Source organism: Flavobacterium sp. P3_A6 (genome assembly GCF_056403035.1).
Genome location: NZ_JBFUGG010000012.1, coordinates 129524 through 154032, shown reverse-complemented (window position 1 = coordinate 154032; position 24509 = coordinate 129524). Strand labels below are relative to the sequence as shown.

General features: G+C 34.9%; 23 protein-coding genes. 15 read left to right on the top strand and 8 right to left on the bottom strand.

Annotated features, from left to right (window positions below; all coding sequences use genetic code 11):
* Window positions 1-70: 70 nt before the first annotated feature.
* Window positions 71-268: a YqaE/Pmp3 family membrane protein gene (locus AC1DVP_RS13495; protein WP_477184000.1), complete on the top strand. Its 198-nt coding sequence runs from the start codon at window positions 71-73 to the stop codon at window positions 266-268.
* A 136-nt stretch (window positions 269-404) separates the two neighbouring features.
* Complete coding sequence (locus AC1DVP_RS13490) at window positions 405-1205, top strand: DUF1961 family protein (RefSeq protein ID WP_477183999.1); 801 nt, start codon at window positions 405-407, stop codon at window positions 1203-1205.
* 161 nt (window positions 1206-1366) lie between these two features.
* Here AC1DVP_RS13490 and AC1DVP_RS13485 read toward each other — a convergent pair whose 3' ends face one another.
* On the bottom strand, window positions 1367-1750 hold the full coding sequence (locus AC1DVP_RS13485; protein ID WP_477183998.1) for a DUF3037 domain-containing protein: 384 nt from the start codon (window positions 1748-1750) through the stop codon (window positions 1367-1369).
* Entirely contained in the window at window positions 1728-2522 is a 795-nt protein-coding gene (locus AC1DVP_RS13480) for a HipA family kinase (protein ID WP_477183997.1), read from the bottom strand. The genes AC1DVP_RS13485 and AC1DVP_RS13480 overlap by 23 nt, the downstream gene beginning before the upstream one ends.
* Window positions 2523-2762: 240 nt before the next feature.
* Between AC1DVP_RS13480 and AC1DVP_RS13475 the strand changes: the two genes are divergently transcribed.
* The gene (locus AC1DVP_RS13475) at window positions 2763-4865 is read left to right on the top strand and encodes a beta-galactosidase (protein WP_477183996.1); all 2103 of its coding nucleotides are present in this window, start codon (window positions 2763-2765) and stop codon (window positions 4863-4865) included.
* A 128-nt stretch (window positions 4866-4993) separates the two neighbouring features.
* Here the strand turns inward: AC1DVP_RS13475 and AC1DVP_RS13470 are convergent, their stop codons facing one another.
* The gene (locus AC1DVP_RS13470) at window positions 4994-5425 is read right to left on the bottom strand and encodes a hypothetical protein (RefSeq protein WP_477183995.1); all 432 of its coding nucleotides are present in this window, start codon (window positions 5423-5425) and stop codon (window positions 4994-4996) included.
* A 341-nt stretch (window positions 5426-5766) separates the two neighbouring features.
* On the opposite strand from AC1DVP_RS13470, the gene AC1DVP_RS13465 reads away from it, so the two are divergent.
* Entirely contained in the window at window positions 5767-6084 is a 318-nt protein-coding gene (locus tag AC1DVP_RS13465; RefSeq protein WP_477183994.1) for a hypothetical protein, read from the top strand.
* A gap of 69 nt (window positions 6085-6153) precedes the next feature.
* Window positions 6154-6633 carry a hypothetical protein gene (locus tag AC1DVP_RS13460; protein WP_477183993.1) on the top strand — a complete coding sequence of 160 codons (480 nt, stop codon included), beginning with the start codon at window positions 6154-6156 and terminating at the stop codon, window positions 6631-6633.
* A gap of 320 nt (window positions 6634-6953) precedes the next feature.
* On the opposite strand, the gene AC1DVP_RS13455 is transcribed toward AC1DVP_RS13460, so the two are convergent.
* Complete coding sequence (locus tag AC1DVP_RS13455; RefSeq protein ID WP_477183992.1) at window positions 6954-7802, bottom strand: NAD(P)H-hydrate dehydratase; 849 nt, start codon at window positions 7800-7802, stop codon at window positions 6954-6956.
* 353 nt (window positions 7803-8155) lie between these two features.
* On the opposite strand from AC1DVP_RS13455, the gene AC1DVP_RS13450 reads away from it, so the two are divergent.
* From AC1DVP_RS13450 to AC1DVP_RS13410, 9 genes are all read left to right on the top strand, one after another.
* The gene (locus AC1DVP_RS13450) at window positions 8156-8827 is read left to right on the top strand and encodes a hypothetical protein (RefSeq protein WP_477183991.1); all 672 of its coding nucleotides are present in this window, start codon (window positions 8156-8158) and stop codon (window positions 8825-8827) included.
* Window positions 8828-9168: 341 nt separating this feature from the next.
* Complete coding sequence (locus AC1DVP_RS13445) at window positions 9169-11028, top strand: peptidase U32 family protein (protein ID WP_477183990.1); 1860 nt, start codon at window positions 9169-9171, stop codon at window positions 11026-11028.
* Window positions 11029-11307: 279 nt separating this feature from the next.
* Entirely contained in the window at window positions 11308-11883 is a 576-nt protein-coding gene (locus AC1DVP_RS13440) for a DJ-1/PfpI family protein (RefSeq protein ID WP_477183989.1), read from the top strand.
* 171 nt (window positions 11884-12054) lie between these two features.
* Entirely contained in the window at window positions 12055-12561 is a 507-nt protein-coding gene (locus AC1DVP_RS13435; protein WP_477183988.1) for a GNAT family N-acetyltransferase, read from the top strand.
* Window positions 12562-12610: 49 nt separating this feature from the next.
* Complete coding sequence (locus AC1DVP_RS13430; protein ID WP_477183987.1) at window positions 12611-13078, top strand: Mpo1 family 2-hydroxy fatty acid dioxygenase; 468 nt, start codon at window positions 12611-12613, stop codon at window positions 13076-13078.
* A gap of 36 nt (window positions 13079-13114) precedes the next feature.
* Complete coding sequence (locus AC1DVP_RS13425) at window positions 13115-13606, top strand: DUF1569 domain-containing protein (protein WP_477183986.1); 492 nt, start codon at window positions 13115-13117, stop codon at window positions 13604-13606.
* Between the two features lie 395 nt (window positions 13607-14001).
* On the top strand, window positions 14002-15084 hold the full coding sequence (gcvT, locus tag AC1DVP_RS13420) for a glycine cleavage system aminomethyltransferase GcvT (protein ID WP_477183985.1): 1083 nt from the start codon (window positions 14002-14004) through the stop codon (window positions 15082-15084).
* Between the two features lie 7 nt (window positions 15085-15091).
* The gene (locus tag AC1DVP_RS13415) at window positions 15092-17131 is read left to right on the top strand and encodes a S41 family peptidase (protein WP_477183984.1); all 2040 of its coding nucleotides are present in this window, start codon (window positions 15092-15094) and stop codon (window positions 17129-17131) included.
* Window positions 17132-17214: 83 nt separating this feature from the next.
* A complete protein-coding gene (locus AC1DVP_RS13410; protein WP_477183983.1) occupies window positions 17215-17928 on the top strand; it encodes a YebC/PmpR family DNA-binding transcriptional regulator in 714 nt (237 codons plus the stop codon).
* A 191-nt stretch (window positions 17929-18119) separates the two neighbouring features.
* Here the strand turns inward: AC1DVP_RS13410 and AC1DVP_RS13405 are convergent, their stop codons facing one another.
* From AC1DVP_RS13405 to AC1DVP_RS13395, 3 genes are all read right to left on the bottom strand, one after another.
* Window positions 18120-19073 (bottom strand): LamG domain-containing protein, encoded by a 954-nt coding sequence (locus tag AC1DVP_RS13405; protein WP_477183982.1) that lies wholly within the window; start codon window positions 19071-19073, stop codon window positions 18120-18122.
* A 381-nt stretch (window positions 19074-19454) separates the two neighbouring features.
* Complete coding sequence (gene capA / locus AC1DVP_RS13400; RefSeq protein WP_477183981.1) at window positions 19455-20495, bottom strand: cysteate synthase; 1041 nt, start codon at window positions 20493-20495, stop codon at window positions 19455-19457.
* A 71-nt stretch (window positions 20496-20566) separates the two neighbouring features.
* Window positions 20567-22627 carry a S9 family peptidase gene (locus AC1DVP_RS13395; protein WP_477183980.1) on the bottom strand — a complete coding sequence of 687 codons (2061 nt, stop codon included), beginning with the start codon at window positions 22625-22627 and terminating at the stop codon, window positions 20567-20569.
* Between the two features lie 139 nt (window positions 22628-22766).
* Between AC1DVP_RS13395 and AC1DVP_RS13390 the strand changes: the two genes are divergently transcribed.
* The gene (locus tag AC1DVP_RS13390) at window positions 22767-23087 is read left to right on the top strand and encodes a YbaB/EbfC family nucleoid-associated protein (protein WP_477184006.1); all 321 of its coding nucleotides are present in this window, start codon (window positions 22767-22769) and stop codon (window positions 23085-23087) included.
* Window positions 23088-23333: 246 nt separating this feature from the next.
* On the opposite strand, the gene AC1DVP_RS13385 is transcribed toward AC1DVP_RS13390, so the two are convergent.
* Window positions 23334-24359 (bottom strand): threonine aldolase family protein, encoded by a 1026-nt coding sequence (locus tag AC1DVP_RS13385; protein WP_477183979.1) that lies wholly within the window; start codon window positions 24357-24359, stop codon window positions 23334-23336.
* Window positions 24360-24509 lie beyond the last annotated feature (150 nt).

Sequence of the window (24509 nt, the reverse complement as noted above, 5' to 3'; positions counted from 1 at the left end):
CGTTACCAGCCTTCAAGAAGCGGAAGTGACGTCAAAATGTTTTAAAAAAACTTCATAACCGAGAAATACTATGACATTAATTGCAATATTTTTTCCGTTTCTTTCTTTCTTTTTGAGAGGCAGAATCCTTACTTCTATTCTCTGTCTGATTTTGCAGATAACATTAATTGGCTGGATTCCCGCAGCAATTTGGGCTGTTATTTCTCTACAAAACTCCAGAGCCGACAAACGCAACAATAAGCTGATTAAAGCTTTGAAAACGAGATAGCAGGCATGAAATTACTTCGATGTTTTTTCAGAAAAGAATGGTTTTAATTTTATTGCTGATTTTCATTCTCATCAATCTAAAACAGACAGCCTACTAAAAATAAGTTTACTACTTTAGACAATAAAAAAATATTACAATGAATAAAAACCTACTGCTGATTCTGATACTTTTTTTCACAGCTTTAATGAGAGGTCAAAATACTGATTCTTCTGAATTTGATTCCCTAAACCAATCCAAACAATGGCAGTTACAGTTTAATGATTCCTGTACTAAAGACTGGCAGTCCAAATGGTTTTTGGACGGGCTTCATGCCGATATTAAAAACACAAAGGAAGGAATGCTTTTTAGCGGTGGAAATGTGGAAGGAGACGATGCTTATAATGCTGTATTATGGACAAGAGATTCGTTTACAGGCGATGTAAAAATCGAATACAGCTATACAAAAACAGACACTAAAACGGCTTGGGCAACAATTTTATACATTCAGGCGACGGGTATTGGCATTGCTCCTTATTATGAAGACATATCGCAATGGAATAATTTAAGAGAAATTCCGGCGATGAAAACGTATTATACGAATATGAAAGCTCTTCATATCAGTTATGCTTCGTATGACAATAAAAACACCGACATAAAAAACGATTATATCCGAGTGCGAAAATATCCTGTACTTGCTGGACAAAATTTCAATACCACAACTGAAATTCCAAATGCGAGTTTTGAAACCGGACTGTTTAATCCAAATGAAACCTACAAAATAACAATCATCAAAACCAATCAAAAACTCTATTTCAAGGTCGTTGGGAAAAACATTTCAAAACTATTCTCGTGGGATCTTTCCAATGCTCCAGCAATACTTGAAGGAAGAATTGGCTTAAGACACATGCATGCGAGATCGGCAGTGTATAAGGATTTTTTAGTTTTTACAAAGAAATAATTCACTATAGACTTTAAGTCTTTCATTCAGTTAGCTCGCTTAAAGTCTGCAAAGTAATTACGCTTATTTATTTGCCACAAATTCCACAAATTAGCACTAATTAATTTGTGGAAATTTGTGGAATTTGTGGCTAAAACATTTTAAAGCTAAAACAAAAACTATTACAAAACCAACTCTTCAAACAATCGCTTAAGAGTTTCGTCCAAATCATCACAAAAACCCGTATGCGGTCTTGAAGTTTGTATCGCTGAGCTACGTATAGCGGTCAACCAGCGAAAACGGGACGGAATATCAAACTCGCCAATAGGACCTCCTGCCCTGCCTCCTTGAGCAATTTTTTGAAAAGATTCTAAATTCAGTTCGAGCTGTTCCAAATCAAAATCTTCGGAAAGCATCAATAATTTTGCTTCATTCACAGCATAGAGCATTTTTATGAATTTTGCTTTTTTGCAAAACAGAATAATGCCTACGTTTAGGAATTCTTCGCGTTCTACCCTTGGCACTACGCGAATAACGGCATACTCATATAAGTTTTTCTCTTGCATTTTGGGCTTCATTTATAAAAATTTCAGAATGATTCAATCTCGTCCATAAAAACTGAAAGTAAACAGCTCTGATTTCGTCTGGAGTCTGCTCGCTGTCTTCCCAATGAAGCCAGTCTTCCGGAATGTAATTAACAATATCTTGCAAAATTTCTTTGGTTAGCAATTTTTTAAAAGTGGCATCGGTTGCTGGCAATTCGGTTGCTTGAGGAAGCAGCACATGGTCTTTTATCAATGCAAAAGGACTTTTGGCGTGTGTTTCCCAACTGTTCCAGGAATGATGAAAATAGAGCGATGCTCCATGATCGATGAGCCATAATTCTTTATGCCAGATAAGCATATTGGTATTCCTGAACGTACGATCGACATTGGTAATAAAAGCATCGAGCCAAACGATTTGCGAAGCCAGCTCTGGTGAAAGTTTTGTCACCACAGGATCAAAAGTAATAGCACCCGACAAAAAATGCAGTGCTAAATTCAGTCCTTGGCTTCCCTGCAGTAAATCCTGAATTTCCTCATCACCTTCGGTACGGCCAAAAGCTTCATCAAGATTGGCAAAAACTAATTCGGGCATTTTTAGTTTTAGAACTCTTGCGATTTCACCACCTATCAGTTCGGCAATCAGTGCTTTTACGCCATGTCCCGCACCCCTGAATTTCAAAACATATTTAAAATCATCATCGGCTTCTGCCAAAGCAGGCAGTGAACCGCCTTCCCGCAGGGGCGAAATGTAGCGCGTAACATTTACGGTTCTTAATTCAAGCGGTTTTCGCATAATACAATTTTATGAACTGCAAACTTACAAATAACTATTTTCTTTTAAGACGCTAAGCTGCTAAGAAACTAAAATTCTAAGATTTAACTAGACCGCTCAAATCGTTAAACAATTTAAACAATAAAGCTTTCAAACAGCTAAACCTTTAAGCAAGCCTAAACTTTTAAACGATTTAAAAAATCTTAAACCTTTTTTAAAAAAACTTATATTTGTAATTCATACACTTCTAAATATTTTTTTATGAAATATAAATTTACTGCATTTTATCAACACTGCTTTCTGGCATTACTGCTTCTTTTTAGTACAGTTACATTTGCACAAAAATTAGAAAAATTCTTCCCTGCCAAAGACTTGACATCTGTGGGAGTTTACTATTACCCAGAACATTGGGATCCATCTCAATGGGAGCGTGATTTTCAAAACATGGAAAAAATGGGTTTTGAGTTCACCCATTTTGGAGAATTTGCTTGGGCACAGCTGGAACCGGAAGAAGGCAAATACGATTTCAAATGGCTCGATAAATCATTGGAACTAGCAGAGAAATACCACCTAAAAGTCATTATGTGCACTTCTACCGCTACGCCTCCTGTCTGGCTCGTACGAAAACACCCTGAAGTGCTTGCTACCAACGAAGATGGCACCAAAATGGATCATGGCACCCGCCAGCATGCCACCTTTTCCAGTAATTACTATCGTTCCTATTCCATGAAAATGATTGCAGAATTAGCCAAAAGATATGGCAATGACAAGCGCATCATCGGCTGGCAAGTAGATAATGAGCCACGCCGTTTTCTAGATTATGGAAAAGATGCTCCAGTGCGGTTCCGCGATTGGCTGAAAGAAAAATATAAAACCATTGGTGCAGTCAACGAAGCGTGGGGAAACAATTTCTGGAGCGGTACCTACAGCAGTTTTGACGAAATCAATATTCCGCTGCATGCTGTGTGGGGAATGAACCTGCACTCACAACTTGATCATTACCGTTTTGCAGATAATGAAACCGCTACTTTTTTGGACGATCAAGCCAAAGAAATCCGCAAATTTTCAAACCCAAATCAATGGATCACTTCTAATTACATTCCGATGTATGATGTGGGCTATGTAGGAATGAGCAAGGAACTTGATTTTGTAAGCTATACCCGATATATGGTTTACGGCAACGATCTTGGCATTGGCCCAAAAGGCTATCGCGTGGGAGAATATTCCCGTATTTCAATGTCTAATGATTTTTTCCGTCCGCTAAAAGGAGCTTACGGCGTGATGGAATTACAGCCAGGACAAGTAAACTGGGGAAGCATTAATCCGCAGCCGCTGCCCGGAGCAATCCGTATGTGGTTATGGCATGTTTTTGCCGGCGGAAGCAAGTTTACCTGTACCTACCGCTTTCGCGCGCCTTTGTACGGCTTCGAACAATTTCATTACGGGATTGTGGGAACCGATGGTGTTACTCCAACCCCTGGCGGATTGGAATTTAGCCAGTTCATCAAAGAAATCAATACGCTTCGCAAAAAATACGATGCCAAAGCTCAATTGCCAAAAGACTATCTGCAGCGCAAAACCGGAATTTTATTCAATGCCGATAATGTGATGGGTATTGAACTGAACAGGCAAACCAACCAATGGAATACTATCGACCATTTTACAAAATATTACAAGGTTGTAAAATCATTTGGCGCTCCTGTAGATTTTGTTCGTGATACTGCAAATTTTTCAAATTATCCTGTTTTAATCGTTCCTGCTTATCAGATGATTGACCAGCAAATGATTGATAAACTGACTGCTTATGCACAAAATGGAGGAAACCTAATATTGAGCTGCCGTACAGGAATCCAAAACCGAAAAGGCCATCTTTGGGAAGCTAAATTCTATCAGCCGATGTGGAAATTGATTGGTTCCGAAATTGAATCTTATGATTTACTGATGCCTCAATCTCCAGATAAAATTAAATTCGAAGGTCAGGATTTCACATGGACAAGCTGGGGCGATTTATTGAAACCAGACAAAGGGACAGAAATATGGGGAACTTATCAAGGTGATTTTTATGCTGGAACTCCTGCTGTAGTCTTTCATAAATTAGGTAAAGGAACGGTAACATACATTGGCGTAGATTCGAAAAAAGGAGATCTTGAAAAACAAGTCTTGACTAAATTATACCAACAGCAAAACATCCCAATTGAAAATTATCCAGAAGGCATAATGGTGGAATATCGAGATGGTTTCGGAATTGCAGTAAACTATTCTGATAAGGTTTATGAAATGAAAATCCCTGCAAATGCTGAAATTATCATTGGAACACCTTCCATGAAAACTGCGGATGTATTGGTTTGGAAATATAAAAATTAATTGGGTTACACCATGAAATTGTAAGAATTAAAAAACTAACCATTAAGAGATTAAGTCAATTAAGCTTAATGTTTCTTAATTTCTTAATGGTTAAAAAAAAGAATTTATGTTAAAAATAACTCGAAAAATCATTTCCCAAATTCCTTTTTCTCAATTGGTTCAAATAAAAAATTGGAGTCTTTAAATTCTAATGTTCCTTTCACATAAAAAGGAATAGTCATATAAGTCGAAATCAATCCAGAACCCAGTTTTAGTTTTTGATTGCTCTCCAATATAACAAAAGGTGCTCTTTTTATATCGCCTCCATACGATCTATAACAGAAATCACCCCGTAATGTATCTCCAATCCGATTGCCCCGAACGGCACCAGAATCTTTCCCTAAAAGTCCATATTGGATTTCATACTCTCCATAAAAAGTGTTTTTTGTAAATGTCAATGACAGATGAGCCGTTGAATCCCCTTTTGAAGCTTTGTAAAACTTTTTAAAGGTTTTGCTTTCCCTTTTGTTGCAGCTATGCAGTGAAAAAATTACAGCTACTATAAAAAACAGCTTTTTCATTATACTTTTTTTATTTCCTTTTTTAATACAATTGACAAAGCAAATATCAATAAACTTCTCTGCAAATTTAAATGCCAATGAATAATTTATTTAAAAAGATTTAATTCCAGACAAAAAATAAATTTAACAAAGACGATTCAAATTTCAAAAACAAACATAAGTGCATTTTTATCAGGGTATTAATTAAAATTATGACATAATCCCACAGACTACCCTGCTTTTAAAAGGGGCAATCCAGTCTAAATCGCTTTATTTTTCAATCCTCGATTACCTGTTCATTTAATACCCAAAATTCTGTCAAACCCTTTGATTTTACTGGACTTTCCTATAAATTTACCAACATGAAAACAGCACGCAGAATAGCACTTTATACTCTTTGTTTTATGCTTACCCTAACTTGGGCAACGCCGTCTGTTTCTACTATTATAAAAACAGTTTCCGAAAGAAAAACTACTGATAAAAAAGAAGCACTGCCAGAAGGCAAATCCGAAGTGGAAGAAAAAACATTTGAAATAGTTTTAGATTTTCAGGCTCCTTTCAGTATTCCTTTCCAAACCATACCTTCGACTGAACTGCACTTTAGCAAAGGAACTGCCCTACCGCAATCAGTAATTTTGGATTTATCAAATCCGCCGCCAGAATTTAATTTATTTGCTTAAAAATCAGCTTTCGAAACTAATTTAGATTCGGAAAAACTTTTATACAATTAAATTAAAATTCAAACACATATGAAAACAATATTCACGCTTGCCCTTGCTTTATTTACCTCTTTTCTATTTGCTGACTCTCACATTATTGTAAAACAAAATGGAGAAAAACTAGAAGTAAATTATGTCACTACCAAAAACAACACCGTTTTTTATTCGCTTCCTGGAAGCAGTACTGTAAACGAAATCAGTCTTTTTGCTATTGACAAGGTAATTGATAAAAAGACAAACAGTATACTTATCGATAATCACAAAGTAGATGTTTCAGGGAAAAAAGGATATAAAAATGTGCAGTTTATTGCAAACACACAAACAAACGGTTTACATCAAGGAGTGGCTTTAAAAACCACAATCCACAAACCAAAAGGTCTGACAAAATCAGATTGGATTGCAGACGCTTCAACTAGAATTAAAAAACAGGCTGCAGAACAAGGCTTTCCTTTTGTTGTGATTACTAATCAAACTGACTCCAAATTGGAAGCTGTTGCATACAACTATTAAACAGTAATTTTTAAACAAAACACTAAGAGACAGGTTAATTCTTGTCTCTTTTTTTTGGGTAAGTCATTCGAATGCAAAGACATCATGCAATACCTTGACCCAAAACTAAATTCTATAAATTGCAGTTAAACTTTGTTTGGTCTCGCAAAGGCGCAAAGTCGCAAAGTTTTGAACCGATTTCTTTGCGTCTTCGCGCCTTTGCGAGATTTATACTTGGAAAAAATCCAGCGAGAAATCCTTGATTCAATGAAATTACGTTCGATACAACATAAAACAATTAAACTTTTAAACGGTTAAACCTTTAAACGATTAAACAATTTTTAAGACTCCAAACTCAAATACGCTTTCCCAAGATACTCAATAATCGATGAAGCTATAAATGATTGATGACCTGTTTCGGGCAGAGCGATATCAGCAGTCAATCCGTGCAGATAAACTCCCAAAATAGCCGCATCACAAGGCTTATAGGATTGTGCCAAAAGACTCGTAATCATTCCCGTCAGTACATCACCGCTTCCGGCTGTCGCAAGCGCGGCATTTCCTGTAGTATTGCGATAAATAGTTTCGCCGTCAATAATATAGGTTGGTGCCCCTTTCATCACAATAACGATTTGGTTCACTAGCGAAAAAACAACCGCTTTACTAAACATTTCTTCTTCCGAATACCATTTCCCTATCAACCTTTCCAGTTCTTTGGGGTGTGGAGTCAAAACCGTTCTAGGGGAAACCAACGCAACCCAAGACGGATTATGCGATAAAATATTTAGCGCATCGGCATCGATAACCATTGGAACACTGGTGTTTGACAAAAAATCGTGAAGTGCCTTTTGGGTTGCCATTTTCTGTCCCAATCCTGGACCAATACCAATTGCATCGGGTTCCAAATGATAAGTAATCTCCGAAAGGTATTTATCATGATCATCTGTTACCACCATCACTTCCGGAATGGAGATTTGCATAATTCCGTAACCGCATTGTGGCACGAAAGCCGTTACCAGCCCACAACCCGTTTTCAGCGCAGCTTTACTAGCCAAGCACACCGCTCCAATCTTGCCATAGCTCCCGCCAATGAGCAATGAGTGTCCCTGCAGGCCTTTGTGGGTTTGCTTTACAATCGGTTTATACCGTTTTAAAATTTCATTTCTATCAATGGAAATTGGAGCATTCATAAGATTAATTTTTCTATTAAAGGTACAAAATTCTAAAACTCAAATTCCAAACTTTAAGCCTTAACTTTTCTGGGCGTGACCACAGCAGAAAAGGGGCTAATTCACTGTTGCGGGTACACAACCCCCTTTCCCTGCCGCGGTCGGGCTATCTGGGCTACTTCGGTAGCTTTCGCCTATCCCTCATGCAAATCACCACAACTTTTAAGGAAAACGAGAGGAATCTTATTTTTAAAAAAAAAAATAAAAATACCCTTACAATTATTTACACAAAAAAACTAAATTAGCTGAATACTAAAAAAAAGCTGTTTTATAGCTTGTTAAATACAAGTTGTAAGTAATCTTCTCCGAACACAATGGATAAACAATCTTTAAATGAAAATGTAACTGAAGCCGATTTAATTCTAATATTTGAATCATTAGAGCAATTAAATGAAAAATTAAATCAAACAGCTTTAGACATTTTTAAAAATGAAACAGATCGAAAGTTACTTTCTAAACCTAGCCATTTTGTTTTTTCAATAGTGCATAGGGCAATAGAACTTAACAGAGCTTTTAAAACTCTTGCAGAAGCAAATAATTGGATAACAGCAATAAATTTGCTAAGGCTTCAAGCTGATAATTGCATGAGATTATTTGCATTAAGTTTGGTCAAAGACAGACTAAATTTTTATAATCGAATTCAAAATGGAGAACATATAAAAAATATAGAAGATGCCCAAGGCAAGAAAATGTCAGACTTTTATTTATCACAAAAATTAGATTCTCTTTATCCAGGATTTAGATTATTATATGAAAATACAAGCGGGTTTATTCATTTTTCGAATGAGCATATGAAACTAAATACTGACAGAATTGATAATGGTAATGATTTCATGATGAAAATAAGATTAGCTGAAACAACAGAATTTTCGATTAGCAAAAGGGTAGATTACGCTTTTAATATGTTCCAAGTTAGCAAAGAATTGTTTAAACTTCTGAATGGGTACAAACTAAGCATGATTGATTTTATGAAACGATTTAATTAAATTAAAGACTGCTTATAACAGTTACGGTAATGGATTTAAGTAATTAGCTTAATTGGGAAGTAGGTTTTGTATTTGAGATGATTTGGCAATAATGATGGACACGTTGAAGGAAAAACAATTTACAGCTATAAACTAAATAAAAATAATACCTTAGAATTTAAAATTCTGAATACCTCCCAGCCTAAATAAAACCTGCCAAAAATTGTAAATTTGACATCTTCAAGCCTATATACTGCCATTACTTTGCCATTACATTCAAAAAAAATCCCTTTAGGCTAGAAATCTTGGAATATTTATAAGACCTTTGCACGCTTTTTAGAATTTAAAAAAATCATCGACTGATGAAGAAGAAAATAGAAATTTTAGCGCCTGCAAAAGACTTAATTCATGGTATCGCAGCCATTAACAGTGGTGCCGATGCTGTTTATGTTGGTGCTCCGCAATTTGGTGCCCGCTCCAATGCCACCAACTCCATTGAAGATGTTGCTGCCTTGGTAGAATATGCCCACTTATACAATGTTCCGGTTTTTGTCGTAATCAATACGATTCTGTATGATAACGAATTGGAAACCTGCCGTCAGATGATTTGGAAACTGTACGATATCGGTGTTGATGCTCTTATCATTCAGGATATGGCTATTATGGAAATGGACTTACCTCCTATCATTCTTCACGCCAGTACACAAGCCAACAACAGAGACGCTGACAAAATGAAATTCCTGGCCGATGCCGGAATCAAGCGCGTCGTTTTGGCCCGCGAACTGAACCTGCACCAAATCAAAGAAATCAGCAATGCTACTGATGTGGAATTGGAATTCTTTGTTACCGGCGCACTATGCGTTTCTTTCAGCGGAAACTGTTATATGAGTGTTGCCAATGGAGAACGTTCTGCTAACCGCGGTTCATGTGCTCAAAACTGCCGTCTGCCGTACAACCTGATTGATGGTCACGGAGAAACATTAATAAAAAGCACACACTTACTTTCGATTAAAGATTTTGATGTTTCAAATGAAATTCCAAGTTTAGTAGAAGCCGGCGTTTGTTCTTTCAAAATCGAAGGCCGTTTAAAGGACATTGTTTATGTAAAAAACAACGTTTCCTACCTTAGACAAAAACTGGATGCTTTCCTTGAAGGCAATGACAAATACACCAAAGCATCTTCCGGTAAATGTACTTACACTTTCGATTCGGCATTGAACCGTACTTTTAACCGCGGTTATACCGATTATTTTGTTAATGAACGACATGACACTATTGGTTCTTGGGAAAGTCCAAAATCCAAAGGACAATACATTGGTAAACTAATTCGAACTGTTGGAAATGCATATGAAATTGAAAACGGCGAACAATTGAACAATGGTGACGGTTTGTGCTACATAAATGACAACAACGAAGCAGAAGGAATTTATGTCAATAAAGCTGAAAATGGTTTGGCTTATCCAAATGTCCTGAAAGAAATCAAAGACGGCACTTTCATATACCGTAATAATGATGCCGCTTTTATCAAAATAGTGGAGCGTGAAGACAGTGCTGTTCGAAAAATCAGTACTTCATTATTGTTGTTCGAAAACAAAAACGGTTTTGAACTGCTTGCCACTGACGAAGACGGAAACACCAGTTCAGTTCAATTGGTTCATCCGAAAGAACAAACCAAAAATAATCTGTCTATCGAAGAAAATATCAAAACGCAATTGGCCAAAACAGGTTTTACGCCTTACACAGCTGATGAAATAACGATTCAATTTACAGACAATTGGTTTTTGCCTATTTCAAAAATCAATGAAATGCGCAGAACGGTTTACGAACAATTGTCGGAAACCCGTTTGAAAAATTACAAACGCGAAGAACGCAAAATTGAAAAAACAGATCACCCTTATCCTGAAACCAAATTGGATTTCATGTATAATGTTTCGAACAAACTGGCTCGTAAATTTTATGAACGTCATGGTGTAACCGAAATCGAAAAAGCATTTGAACTGCAATGGGATCCGGGAAAATCACGTGTGATGACAACCAAATACTGCATCAAATACGAGCTGGCCAAATGTCCAAAATACCATAAAGACACGATGGAAGGCAAACTGAAAGAGCCATTGGTACTGAAACAGGGAGAATTAGAATACAAACTAAAATTCAACTGCAAGCCCTGCGAAATGGAGATTTGGGAAAAAGACGCTGAATTTGAAATCGAAGAAGATTAATTATCTAATCTTAAAAATATTTATCAAAAGCTGCAAAGATGAAGGAAACTTTATTTTGCAGCTTTTTTGTTTAAGGCTAATTTGGCAGATATCACACAATACCCACACCCAATATTGTCATGCTGACGTAGGAAGGATGATAAGTTTAATAATCATTTGAAGACCAAAAGAAATACAAAAAATTAATACTCTAAAAATCAAACAAATAATCTCTTTTCATTAACTTTATAAATCAAAAAAATAAGATTCACCTTATAATAATTTTAAAATTGAGATAAAATGAAAAAAGTATTGTTCCTTACTGGTGACTTCACCGAAGATTATGAAACTATGGTTCCTTTCCAAATGCTGGAAATGGTAGGTTACACGGTTCATACCGTTTGTCCCGATAAAAAAAAGGGAGACACTATAAAAACTGCTATTCACGATTTTGAAGGCGATCAAACCTATACTGAAAAACCAGGGCATAATTTTGCGTTGAATTACAGCTTTGATGACGTTAATGTGAACGATTATGACGGATTGGTCATTGCGGGCGGAAGAGCCCCAGAATATTTAAGATTAAACAAAAAAGTAATCGAAATAACAAAACATTTCTTTGAAACCAATAAACCTGTAGCAGCTATTTGTCATGGTATTCAGATATTAACGGCAGCTAACGTTGTAAAAGGTCGAAAACTGACCGCATATCCAGCAGTAGGTCCTGAAGTAACATTGGCAGGCGGAATTTTTCAGTCAATTCCTGTCGATGGTGCTTTTGTGGATGGAAACTTGGTTACCTCGCCTGCATGGCCGGCACATCCAAGTTTCATTCGAGAATTTTTAAAAATTATGGGAGCTAAAATTGAAATTTAAAACCAATAAGAAACAAATCTCACTGCTTATATTCTTTTAACTCAGATTCAGCATTAGAAATCTGGGTTTAATAGCACACTCTAAAAACTGCAGCCAAAGATAATTTTGCTGTAGTTTTTTTCTACCTTTGGATGAAATAAGCATTAAAAATACCCCATTAAACAATCCCAAATGATTAGTACAGCAACTGTAGAAGATATAACTGTCTTAGAAAAATTAATTAATTCTGCCTATCGCGGGGAAACATCTAAGCTGGGATGGACTACAGAAGCTAATTTACTGCAAGATGAAAGAATTACTGCAGATGAACTATATAAAACTATTAATAATAAAGAAAATACAATTTTAAAATTCACAGAGAGCAGTACTATTATTGGCTGTGTATTGCTTACAGATAAAGGAAACAAGCTCTATCTAGGAATGCTTACAGTTTCACCCGAATTACAAAATAGCGGTATTGGAAAAAAATTATTACAAAAAGCTGAAGAACATGCTTTGTCCTTGAATTTACCTAAAATTGTAATGACTGTTATCTCTATTCGTGAAGAATTAATAGCATGGTACAACCGTCATGGGTTTATAGACACTGGCGTTAGAGAACCTTTCCCTCTCAATGGTACCGATGCGGTTATTTCTCAACCGCTGGAATTTATTGTGCTAGAAAAAAAAGTATCTTAAATATAATCCAATACTGACTATTTAAATTAAAACAAAAAAATATCTAAATATGAAAACACTAGATCAATGGTTTGAAGAATATGCAGTAAGTCATCAAAACCCAAAAAACAAAGCGATACATTACATCTGTGTTCCAGCAATTTTCTTTTCCATTGTGGGATTATTAATGAGTATTCCAAGTGGTTTTCTGAATAGTACATTACATCTCAACCAGCCTATTATTGAAAATTGGGCTGCAGTAGTTTTGATTTTTGTATTGTTTTTCTACATCCGATTATCAGTTTCGATGGCAGTCAAAATAGCTGTATTTTCATTTTTATGCTTAGTCCTTAATTTTTATATTGGGCAATTTGTACCGCTTTGGGCATTTTCAATAGCTGTTTTTGCTGTGGCTTGGATTGGTCAGTTTTATGGTCATAATATCGAAGGCAAAAAACCATCTTTTCTAAAAGACATTCAATTTTTATTGATTGGCCCAGCATGGGTAGTTCAAAATTTATTTCCAAAAAAGCAATAAGCTTTCAATAATCTTCCATTCGTAAAAATCATAGGAGTGTACAAAACTGATTCACCAATTATTATGGAAGAACTAAAAACGCTGCTGACAGAGTTAGAAAACAAAATCCAAAACCAAGAAATACTCAATCCATTGGTTTCAAAATCATCTGTAGGCTGGCATATTGAGCATGCCTTATTGACAATGAACCTGACCATTGATTCCATACAAAAATCAAATCCTGAGAATTACAGAAAGACTTTTAACTTCAACCGTTTTCTGGTATTTGTGATGAATAAAATTCCAAGAGGAAAAATTCGAGCACCAAAAGCAGTTCAGCCCAAAGAAGATTTTACTGCGGATTCTTTAAAAAAACATCTTGAAAATAATAAGCAAAATTTAGAAAAATTAAACAGCTTGAATCCTGATGCCTATTTTAATCATCCGTTTTTGGGGCATTTGAAATTAAAACCCACTATCCGTTTTATAAAACTGCATACGCAGCACCATTTGAATATTATAAAAGAGATTACTGAAAGTAAAATTTAAAGTAAATAATTAAAAGTCTTTTTAATTATTTACTTTAAATTCAATTCTTTTTTCAAATAAACTATCACTAGAAATAATTAACTTTATACTTCTGATTTTTAAACTAATTAAATAATTATAAAACAGTATCATTCAAACTTTGTTTCCCCATTTTTAACCGCAATACCCCGCGTAAGGGATAGAGGCGATATCCTTTATTTTTTTTCTTTAAAAAAATAAAGATAAAGCCGAAAGCCCGACTCCATTGTTTAAAATAAAGGAGGTACGACTGCAATTTTAAACAATGGAGTTACGCCCAAAAATGCTTTTATTTTAAATATATTTCAACTTTTATAACCTTTGCCAAGCAAAATAAAAGCTATAAATTAGCACTTTAATTTTTATATAAAAAACAAATGAAAAATACTGCTTTAACGCACATACATGAGGGTTTGGGAGCGAAAATGCTACCGTTTGCTGGATACAATATGCCTATTCTTTATGAAGGGGTAAATGCAGAACACGAAACGGTTCGAAATGCAGTAGGTGTTTTTGATGTGTCGCACATGGGAGAATTTATACTTTCGGGTCCAAATGCATTGGCTTTGATTCAAAAAGTAACTTCGAATGACGCATCGGCTTTGACAATTGGGAGGGCACAATATTCCTGTTTGCCTAATAATGAAGGGGGAATTGTAGATGATTTAATTGTCTATAAAATGAAAGAAGAACAATATTTATTGGTTGTAAACGCTTCCAATATTGACAAAGACTGGGAATGGATTTCGGCTCACAATGATTTGGGAGTGGAAATGAGAAATCTTTCTGATGATTATTCTTTATTGGCTATTCAAGGGCCAAAAGCAGTTGAGGCTATGCAGTCTTTATCTTCTATCGATTTATCTGCAATAGCCTATTACCATTTTGAAGTAGCTGATTTTGCTGGTTTTGACAATGTAATAATTTCGGCGACTGGCTATACGGGTTCAGGCGGATTTGAGATTTATTGCAAAAACTCGGAAGTAGAAACAATTTGGAACAAAGTTTTTGAGGCTGGTGCTTCTTACGGAATTAAACCAATTGGCTTGGCAGCCAGAGATACTTTGCGTTTAGAAATGGGATTCTGCCTATATGGCAATGACATCAATGACACTACTTCACCACTTGAAGCTGGTTTAGGATGGATTACCAAATTCACTAAAGAATTCACCAATTCAGATAATCTGAAAAAACAAAAAGAAGAAGGCGTAGCCAAAAAATTAGTAGCTTTTGAAATGCAGGAACGTTCTGTTCCAAGACACGATTATGAGATTGTTGATGCTTCGGGAGCTGTTATAGGAATTGTAACTTCAGGAACGATGTCACCTTCAATGAATAAAGGAATCGGATTAGGTTATGTTACTACAGAAAATAGCGCTGTTGACAGCGATATCTTTATCAGAATCAGAAAAAATGATGTTCCTGCCAAAGTGGTAAAACTCCCTTTTTATAAAAAATAAACTGTTTATGAAAAAAATCACATTAGTACTGCTGTTTTCAACATTTTCTCTATTTGCACAAAATAGCAGTACTAATTGTGATATTTTACTCAAAATAAACAAACTGCTTCAAAAAGAACACTACAATCCAAAGCCGGTGAATGATAGTTTGTCGGCTTATGTTTTTGATGAATTATTGAACAATTTAGACCCTTCAAGAAATATTTTTTTAAAATCACAAGCTGATTCACTTTCCAATATATTCAGGCTTCAATTAGACGATCTTATTCTGAATAATAATTGTTCTTTTTTGAATGACATCAGAAAGGAATATAAAAAATCACTTTTAAGAAACAAGGCAATATTAGAAAAACTCAACAAAGAAACTATTGATTACAACACAAAAGATACTGTCAGATTCAAAAAACAAGATTCTAATTTCTATTTAAAAGCAAACGAAATAGAGAAAGCTTGGAACAAGAAAATAAGATACGAAGTATTTAATGATATTGCCGGAAAGAGCAAGAATTTAGATTCGCTTAAGATCAATTTTAGCGCTATGAGTCTCAGATCCCAAAAAAGCATTATTGAGAACGAACTCTGCAAAATCAATGTGTCGCTTACAAACGATAAACCTTTTGAAGATAATTTTTATAATATTTTTTGCGGTTATTTTGATCCCCATACCAATTATTTCAGCAATGAAACTAAATCCAGTTTTGTATCCACTTTATCCAAAGAAAAACTTTCACTTGGATTAGAAGTCAGCTTAAATGAAAAGAACGAAATCAATATAATTGAAATTGATCCAAACGGTCCGGCTTTTAAGACTGGTAAAATCAAAAAAGGAGATCAAATATTGGCCATTTCCAATCAAAAAGAAACTTTGGAAGTTTCATGTTCTTCACTGGAATCGATTGCAACAATGATATCTTCGGAATTAAACACAAACCTTACATTAACACTTAAACGGAATTCGGGAAAACCCTTTAAAGTATTTATTGAAAAGCAGGTTTTAAAAGATGAAGAAAACACCGTTTACAGCTTCATAGCAGATAAAGGCATCAAAGCAGGCTATATAAAAATCCCCAGTTTCTACTCCAATTTTGAAGAAGGAAACAGCAAAGGGTGTGCACAGGATGTTGCCAAAGAAACAGTCAAACTAATGCAGGATGACATTAAAGGGCTAATTCTTGATTTGACTGATAATGGTGGCGGATCTATGGAAGAAGCTGTAAAATTAGCAGGATTATTCATTGACCGCGGTCCAATTTCGATAGTGACAGATAACAAAAAACAATTATCAATAATAAACGATCCTTACAAAGGGGTTATTTACAAAGGCCCTATTGTAATTATAATTAATGGAAATTCAGCTTCGGCAAGCGAATTTTTTGCCGATATTATGCAAGATTACAACAGAGCTATCATAATAGGAAGCACCTCTTTAGGAAAAGCGACTATGCAGACTATACTGCCTTTAGAAAAAAATGATGATCAGCATTTTGTAAAACTAACAGTCAGTAAGTTCTACAGAATTAGCGGAAAAAGCCACCAGGCCATCGGCGTTATTCCTGACGTGCTAATCCCTACTATTTATCAAGATGTTTTTCAGAAAGAAAGTGATTTCCCAACAGCTTTAAAAAATGAAACCTTAAATTCAAGAATTCGTTTTACTCCTTATGTAAGCAATGAATTAATTGAATCGCTTGCCCAAAAAAGCAGAGAAAGAGTAGCACAAGACACTTACTTTAACTCCATTATTGCACTCAATGCAAATATTGATGCAATAATAAACAAATCAAAATTTGAAATACCTATGACCTTAGATGCTGTTTTCGAAAATCTATCAAACATTAACAGCTTATCGGAGAAAATCAATAATTTCGCAATAGATAACCTGAATTTAAACGTATACAATTCCGAATACAACAAATCATTGCTGTTACTTTATCCATCACTTATCGAATATAATAAAATACAGCTTGACAGCTTAAAATCTAACCACTATCTTAATGAATCAATTTCCATTATATCCGATTATAGGGCAATAAAAAAAACTAATTAACATAATTTACAAAAAGATTTTTCTATAGCTTTTGGAAAAATAAGGAATAGCTGTATTTTTGCAATTCAAAATAAAAATAATCAATGGGAAGAGCATTTGAATTCCGAAAAGGTAGAAAAATGAAACGCTGGTCAGCAATGGCCAAAGCATTTACCAGAATTGGTAAAGATATTGTAATGGCGGTAAAAGAAGGCGGCCCAAATCCTGAAGCCAATTCAAGATTAAGAGCTGTCATTCAAAATGCTAAGGCTGCCAACATGCCAAAAGACAATGTTGAAAGAGCCATTAAAAAAGCTACTGATAAAGACACAGCTAATTATAAAGAAGTATTATTTGAAGGATACGCTCCTCATGGTATTGCTCTTCTGATAGAAACAGCTACTGACAATAACAACAGAACAGTTGCCAACGTTAGAAGTTATTTTAACAAATGTAATGGAACTTTAGGAACCCAAGGCTCTGTTGAGTTCATGTTTGATCATACCTGCAACTTTAGAATTCCTAAAGAAGGAATCGATCCTGAAGAATTGGAATTAGAATTAATTGATTTTGGCGCGGAAGAAGTCTTCGAAGATGAAGACGGTATTCTAATTTATGCTCCGTTTGGAAGTTTTGGAACTATCCAAAAAGAATTAGAAAGCAGAAATTTAGAAATATTATCTTCTGGTTTTGAAAGAATCCCGCAAATAACAAAAAAATTAACTGAAGCAGAAATGGCCGATGTAGAAAAATTAATAGAAAAAATGGAAGAAGATGATGACGTGATGAACGTATATCACACAATGGAAGAAGCATAATTCTCAAAATATAATTTCAAAAAAAGCTCTAGATCATCTAGAGCTTTTTTGTTTTTAATTAACTTCAAAAACCGCTGAAGCTATTGGCACAACACCGTTTTAAGACCGGTCCTACCGCAATAATTTCATAAAAAAGGCTGAACCTGACAGCACAACCCTTTTCTCACTAATTAAAATATTATAATTTTAACCTAATTTGAAGTCAGTTTTTTAGATACCGAATCTTGCGGTAAATCAGAGATTTTCAACAAATATGTCCCTTCCGGCAAAGTGGTGACATCAATCTCATTTTTATCAGCACTCAATACTTTTAAACCTTGCAACGAATAAATTTCTGAAATTTTGATTGACCTTGTTTCCACAGGAACAGATAATACAATGCTTATGTTTGTAGCAGCTGAAACCGTTTTTTTTGTTGCTTTCGTACCTTCGTTTTCCAAAGCTGTTTTGGCAACAAAAGCAACAACTGTATCTTTTGGAGTCAATACAGAACCATTATTATACATAGCAGCCACTTCTTCAGCAGATAGAGCAACATCATAAATTTTCAGATCATCGATATCAGCATTCATACTAACCATTGATCCCATTCGGCCAATACCAAAAACCACTGAAGATGTTAATTTTCTAGGGCTAATGGATGATTTAATCAATTCACCATTTTTGTAAATTTTCGAAGTAAGCCCATCATAAGTCACAGTATAATTATACCAAACTCCCGTGGCAATTGTAGTTGTCACAATAACATCATTTACAGATCCCCAACCAGCAAGATTCAAATCGGATTTTGAAGTGGCGGTACTTTGCTGCAATAAACCAAAATATTCAGCATTAGCCAAAGCCCCATAACCCCAAATATAATTGGCAGCGGTGATATCATTATACTTCACCCAAACAGAAACCGTTCTTTTAGAATTAGAAAGCGGTAAATTAGGTATAGATGCTTCAAGAACATTATTAACAATGTGTAAAGCTCCATTTACAGTTCCAGTTCTGTCTTTTACATACTTAGCATCACCCAAAAATGAAATTGTATTGGATGTATTACTAAGAGTACCATTAAAATTAAATTCTTGAATTGCATTTTGAGCATTAACCAAAACAGAAAACATTAACACTACTGTAAAGAGTATATATTTTTTCATAAGTTGTAGGTTTTAAAATTAGCAAAAAATATGCGGCCACATTTACCTATATAAATTTAAAACTACTTCATAATACAAACCAAAATACTTCGATGAACAGTCAAAATACTCGTTTAATTTACTTGATAATAATTTTGAAATGAAAAGTATTCAATAAAAACAAAAAATTAAATTGATTAACTAAATAATAACCATCAATTTAACTATATTACTATTAAATCAAAAACAAAAAAAATCACATTTAAAACTTTAAACTCTACAGCATTAATTAATATCAAAATAAATAATACCATTTAGAATGCTTCAACACTTAATTTGATCCATAAAAAAAGCTCTAGATTTACATCTAGAGCTTTTCATAAATTATAACAGTAAATTATTTTACTTAATAAATTCTATTTTTTGCGCTTCTTCTTCATTAATGCTATCGAAGAATCCTTGATCATTCATCCAATCATCGCTAAATACTTTACTCATATAACGTGAACCATGATCCGGGAAGATAGCCACGACAATGCTATTCTTATCAAACTCTCCTTCTTCAGCGTATTGTTTAATTGCCTGCATTACTGCTCCAGATGTATAACCAACAAATAAACCTTCTTTTCTGGTTACTTCTCTTGCAGAGTGAGCACTTTCTTCATCAGAAACTTTGATAAATTTATCAATAATATCAAAATCAGTTGCCGACGGGATTAAATTTTTTCCTAATCCTTCTATTCTGTAAGGATAAATTTCATCATTATCAAACTCTCTAGTTTCATGATATTTTTTCAAAACCGAACCAAAAGCGTCAACTCCAAGTATCTTAACATTAGGATTTTGTTCTTTAAGGTATTTTGCAGTTCCGGAAATAGTTCCTCCAGTTCCGCTGCATGCGACAAGGTGAGTTATTTTACCATTTGTTTGTTTCCAAATTTCTGGCCCTGTCGATTTGTAATGAGCATCAATATTTAATTGATTAAAATATTGATTAATATAAACAGATCCTTTGGTTTCTTCATGCAGGCGTTTTGCTACATTATAATAAGAACGGTCATCATCTGCAGAAACGTGGGCCGGGCATACATAAACTTTTGCCCCCAAACTCCTTAACATATCAATCTTGTCCTTTGAAGATTTTGAACTTACCGCAAGAATACAGTTGTATCCTTTTATGATGCTTACCATTGCCAAGCTAAATCCTGTATTACCAGAAGTTGTTTCGATTATGGTATCGCCAGGCGACAAAATTCCTCTTTTTTCTGCTTCTTCGATGATGTATAAAGCTATTCTATCTTTCGATGAATGTCCCGGATTAAAGGACTCTACTTTTGCATAGAAATTACCCTTTAAATTCTCGGTTATATTGTTTAGTCTAATAAGCGGTGTATTACCTATTAATTCTAGAACATTATTATAAGCATTTATTTCTTCTTTCATAAAAAAATAGTTTATCTGAGAGCATTTTTAATTCACCCCGATATTATGCAAATCTAACAAAAAAATTCTAATTAGATTTCAATTTTCTCTAAATCTAATAAAAAACTGTACTCTTTCGCCAATTCCTTAATGGCTTCAAAGCGACCGGATGCTCCGCCATGCCCCGCATCCATATTCGTATCCAAAAATAAGAGATTATCATCTGTTTTTAAAGCCCGTAATTTAGCCACCCATTTAGCTGGTTCCCAATATTGTACCTGAGAATCATGCAAACCTGTGGACACATACATATTTGGATATTTTTGTGATACTACATTATCATACGGTGAGTAAGATAACATATAGTCATAATACTTTTTTACGTTAGGATTGCCCCATTCATCATATTCCCCGGTTGTAAGCGGAATACTATCATCGAGCATTGTAGTAATAACATCTACAAAAGCTACTTGAGCAATAACGCCATTATACAATTCAGATGCAGTATTAACTACAACTCCCATCAATAATCCTCCGGCCGAACCGCCTTCGGCATATAAATGTTCAGGTGAAGTATATTTTTCAGCTATTAAAAACTTAGAACAATCGATAAAATCGGTAAATGTATTTTTCTTTTTCAATAATTTGCCGTCTTCATACCATTGCCTGCCTAAATCTTCCCCTCCGCGTATGTGCGCAATGGCAAAAATAAATCCTCTGTCCAATAAAGTAAGTCGGGTCGAAGAAAAAGTTGCATCCATAGAATGCCCATAAGAACCGTAAGCATATTGAAGCAGCGGATTCGTGCCATCCTTCTTCAATCCTTTCTTATATACCATCGAAATAGGAATTTTAACGCCATCTTCAGCCGTAGCCCAAACACGCTCTTCGGTATAATTGTTTTTATCGAATTTCCCACCTAATACTTCCTGTTCTTTTTTTATTTCTTTGGTTTTAGTCCTCATGTTAAAATCAATGGTCGACGAAGGTGTGGTCATCGACTGATAACCATAACGCAATATATCAGTATCAAAATCAACATTAGAAGTCGCATAAGCCGTATAAGTTTCGCTTTCAAAAGGAAGGTAATACTCCCCTTCTCCATTCCAAGGCATAATTCTGATTTTGTTCAAACCATTTTCTCGTTCCTCAAGAACCAAAAAGTCTTTAAAAATCTCAATATCTTCCAGCAAAACGTCTTTTCGGTGCGGAATAACTTCAACCCAATTGGCTTTTGAAGTTTTGTTTACTGAAGTTTTCATTAATTTAAAATTGGCCGCTTTATCTTTATTGGTCATAATATAAAAACTATCCCCATAATGATTGATGCTGTATTCCAATCCACGAACCCTTTTTTGAAACATTTTAAATTCTCCATCAGGATTATCGGCATCCAAAATTTGATATTCAGTGGTCAATGTGCTTCCTGACTCTATGGCTAAATATTTTCGGGACTTGGATTTAGCGATTTCAACATTGAACGTATCGTCTTTTTCAAAATAAACCAAAACATCATCCTCTTGTTTTGTTCCTAACTTATGCTTGAAAATTTTATCAGCACGCAAAGTAACATCGTCCTGATCCGAATAAAAAATCGTTTTATTATCATTTGCCCAAACAGCGCTTCCGGTAACATTTTCTATTTTATCTTCCAGAATTTCGTTGGTTTCCAGATTTTTGATTTGAATAGTATAAATTCTTCGCCCAACTATATCATAACTAAAGAGCGCCAATTTATTATCAGGGCTAACGCTTAAAGCTCCCAACTGAAAATAAGGTTTATCTTTAGCCATTTCGTTGCAGTTGAACAGAATTTCTTCTTTTGCCGAAAGGCTTTCTTTTTTTCTGGAGTAAATAGGATAATCCTGACCTTTCTCATAGCGGGTAATATAATAATACCCATTAAACAGATAAGGAACTGATTGGTCGTCTTCCTTAATTCGGCTTTTCATTTCCTCAAAAAGCACAGCTTGAAAGTCTTTGGTATGTGCCGTTTTTTCTTGGTAATAGGCATTTTCCTGATTCAAATAATCAATAACCTCGGGATTTTCTCGATTATTTAACCAAAAATAATTATCGATTCTAACTTCACCAAATTTCTTTAATTTCTTAGGGATTACTTTAGCTACGGGAGTTGAACTATTTTCTGGCATTGTTTGCGAGTGGTTTTAGTATTTAAAATGCAAAAATAACACAAAGCGATTTTAAAACGAATTCGTTTTTCATCTTATTTAATGCTAATGAAAATCAAATTCAGTAATTTTGTCTTTCAATAATTTAAAAATCACCAAAATGGATTTAATGGGAATGATGGGTAAACTTAGAGAAACCCAACAAAAAATCGAAGATACTAAAAAACGTTTAGACACTGTACTAATTGACGAACAAAGTAGCGACAGCTTATTAAAAGTCTCTTTGACCGCCAACACCAAAATTAAATCAATCACAATCGATGATTCTCTTTTGGAAGACAAAGAACAACTGGAAGATTACTTGATTTTGGTACTAAACAAAGCCATAGAAAAGGCTTCAAAAATAAACCAAGCCGAATTGGATGCTGTTGCAAAAATGGACATGCCAATGATTCCTGGAATGGAAGACATGTTTAAATAAAAAATAAAAAGTGGTTAAAATTGTTTAAATTGGTTTAAACGTTTAAAGCTGTTTTGAACGACAATTACTAAACCTTGCAAGATTCGTTTTATCCTGCAAGGTTTTTTTTCAGCCTTATAAGACTTCCTCAAATAAAATCCCAGTAAAACTAAGTGTCCTTAAAGTAAACAAAGCCCAAACTCTGTGTCAGAATTTAGGCTTTGTAATATATGATGAAGATAAATATTCGTATTTTATGAAAACGTCTTAAAGAATAATCTTCTGCAGCGTTTCCAAAACATAAGTATGCATCACTTCTTTATAATCCAGATGCGTCACAATTCGGAGTTTTCCGTGTCCCAAAGAGCTTATCAGAATATTTTTTTCTTTCAGTTTTTCAATAAGAATTTTTTCATTTAAACCTTCCCGAACCGAAAAAATCAAAATATTGGTTTCCACCGGTTCGATTGTACCAATCCAGGACACTCTTGACAATACTCCAGCAATTTCTCTTGCTCTTCTATGGTCATCAACCAATTTGGCAATATTATGATCTAAAGCAAAATTGCCCGCCGCTGCCAAATATCCCACCTGACGCATACCGCCACCCAATATTTTTCTAATGCGCAATGCTCTGTGAATAGTCTTTTTATCTGCCAAAAGCACCGAACCAATTGGCGCTCCCAATCCTTTAGACAAACAAACCGAAATTGTGTCAAACAATGCTCCAAATTCTCTCGGATGCTGTTTTTTTGCCACGACCGCATTCCAAATTCGGGCGCCATCCAAATGAAATTTTAAATTATTAGCGACACAAACCGCTTTAATCTTCTTTAGTTCCTCCAGATCATAACAAGCTCCTCCTCCTTTATTTGTAGTGTTTTCAACACATACCAAACTCGTCAGCGGACTGTGGTAAAACTCAGGGTCATTAATCGCTCCAGCCACCTGTTCGGCCGTAATCATTCCTCGATCACCATCCAGCAGACAGCAGGAAACCCCGCTGTTAAACGAAACCCCGCCTCCTTCATAATGATAAACGTGCGCATATTTATCGGCAATCAATTGTTCACCGGGCTGTGTGTGCAATTTAATCGCTGTTTGATTTGCCATAGTTCCAGACGGAAAAAAAAGCCCTGCTTCCATACCAAACATCCCTGCCAATCTCGCCTCAAGAGCAATAACCGTTGGATCCTGCTTATACACATCGTCACCTACTTGGGCGTTAAACATATATTGGAGCATTTCAACCGATGGTTTGGTAATCGTATCGCTTATCAAATTTATTTCCATAATCTAAAAACTATATCCTATTTTTGCATTCAAAACCAGCAAAATTATTAGGAGCTAATCCTGCTATCCGTTGCAATCTTTTCTGTTTTTAAAGGAAAAACAAAAAAGGATTTTCACTGCTATCAGGGCTAAAAAATGGTCAACCTAATA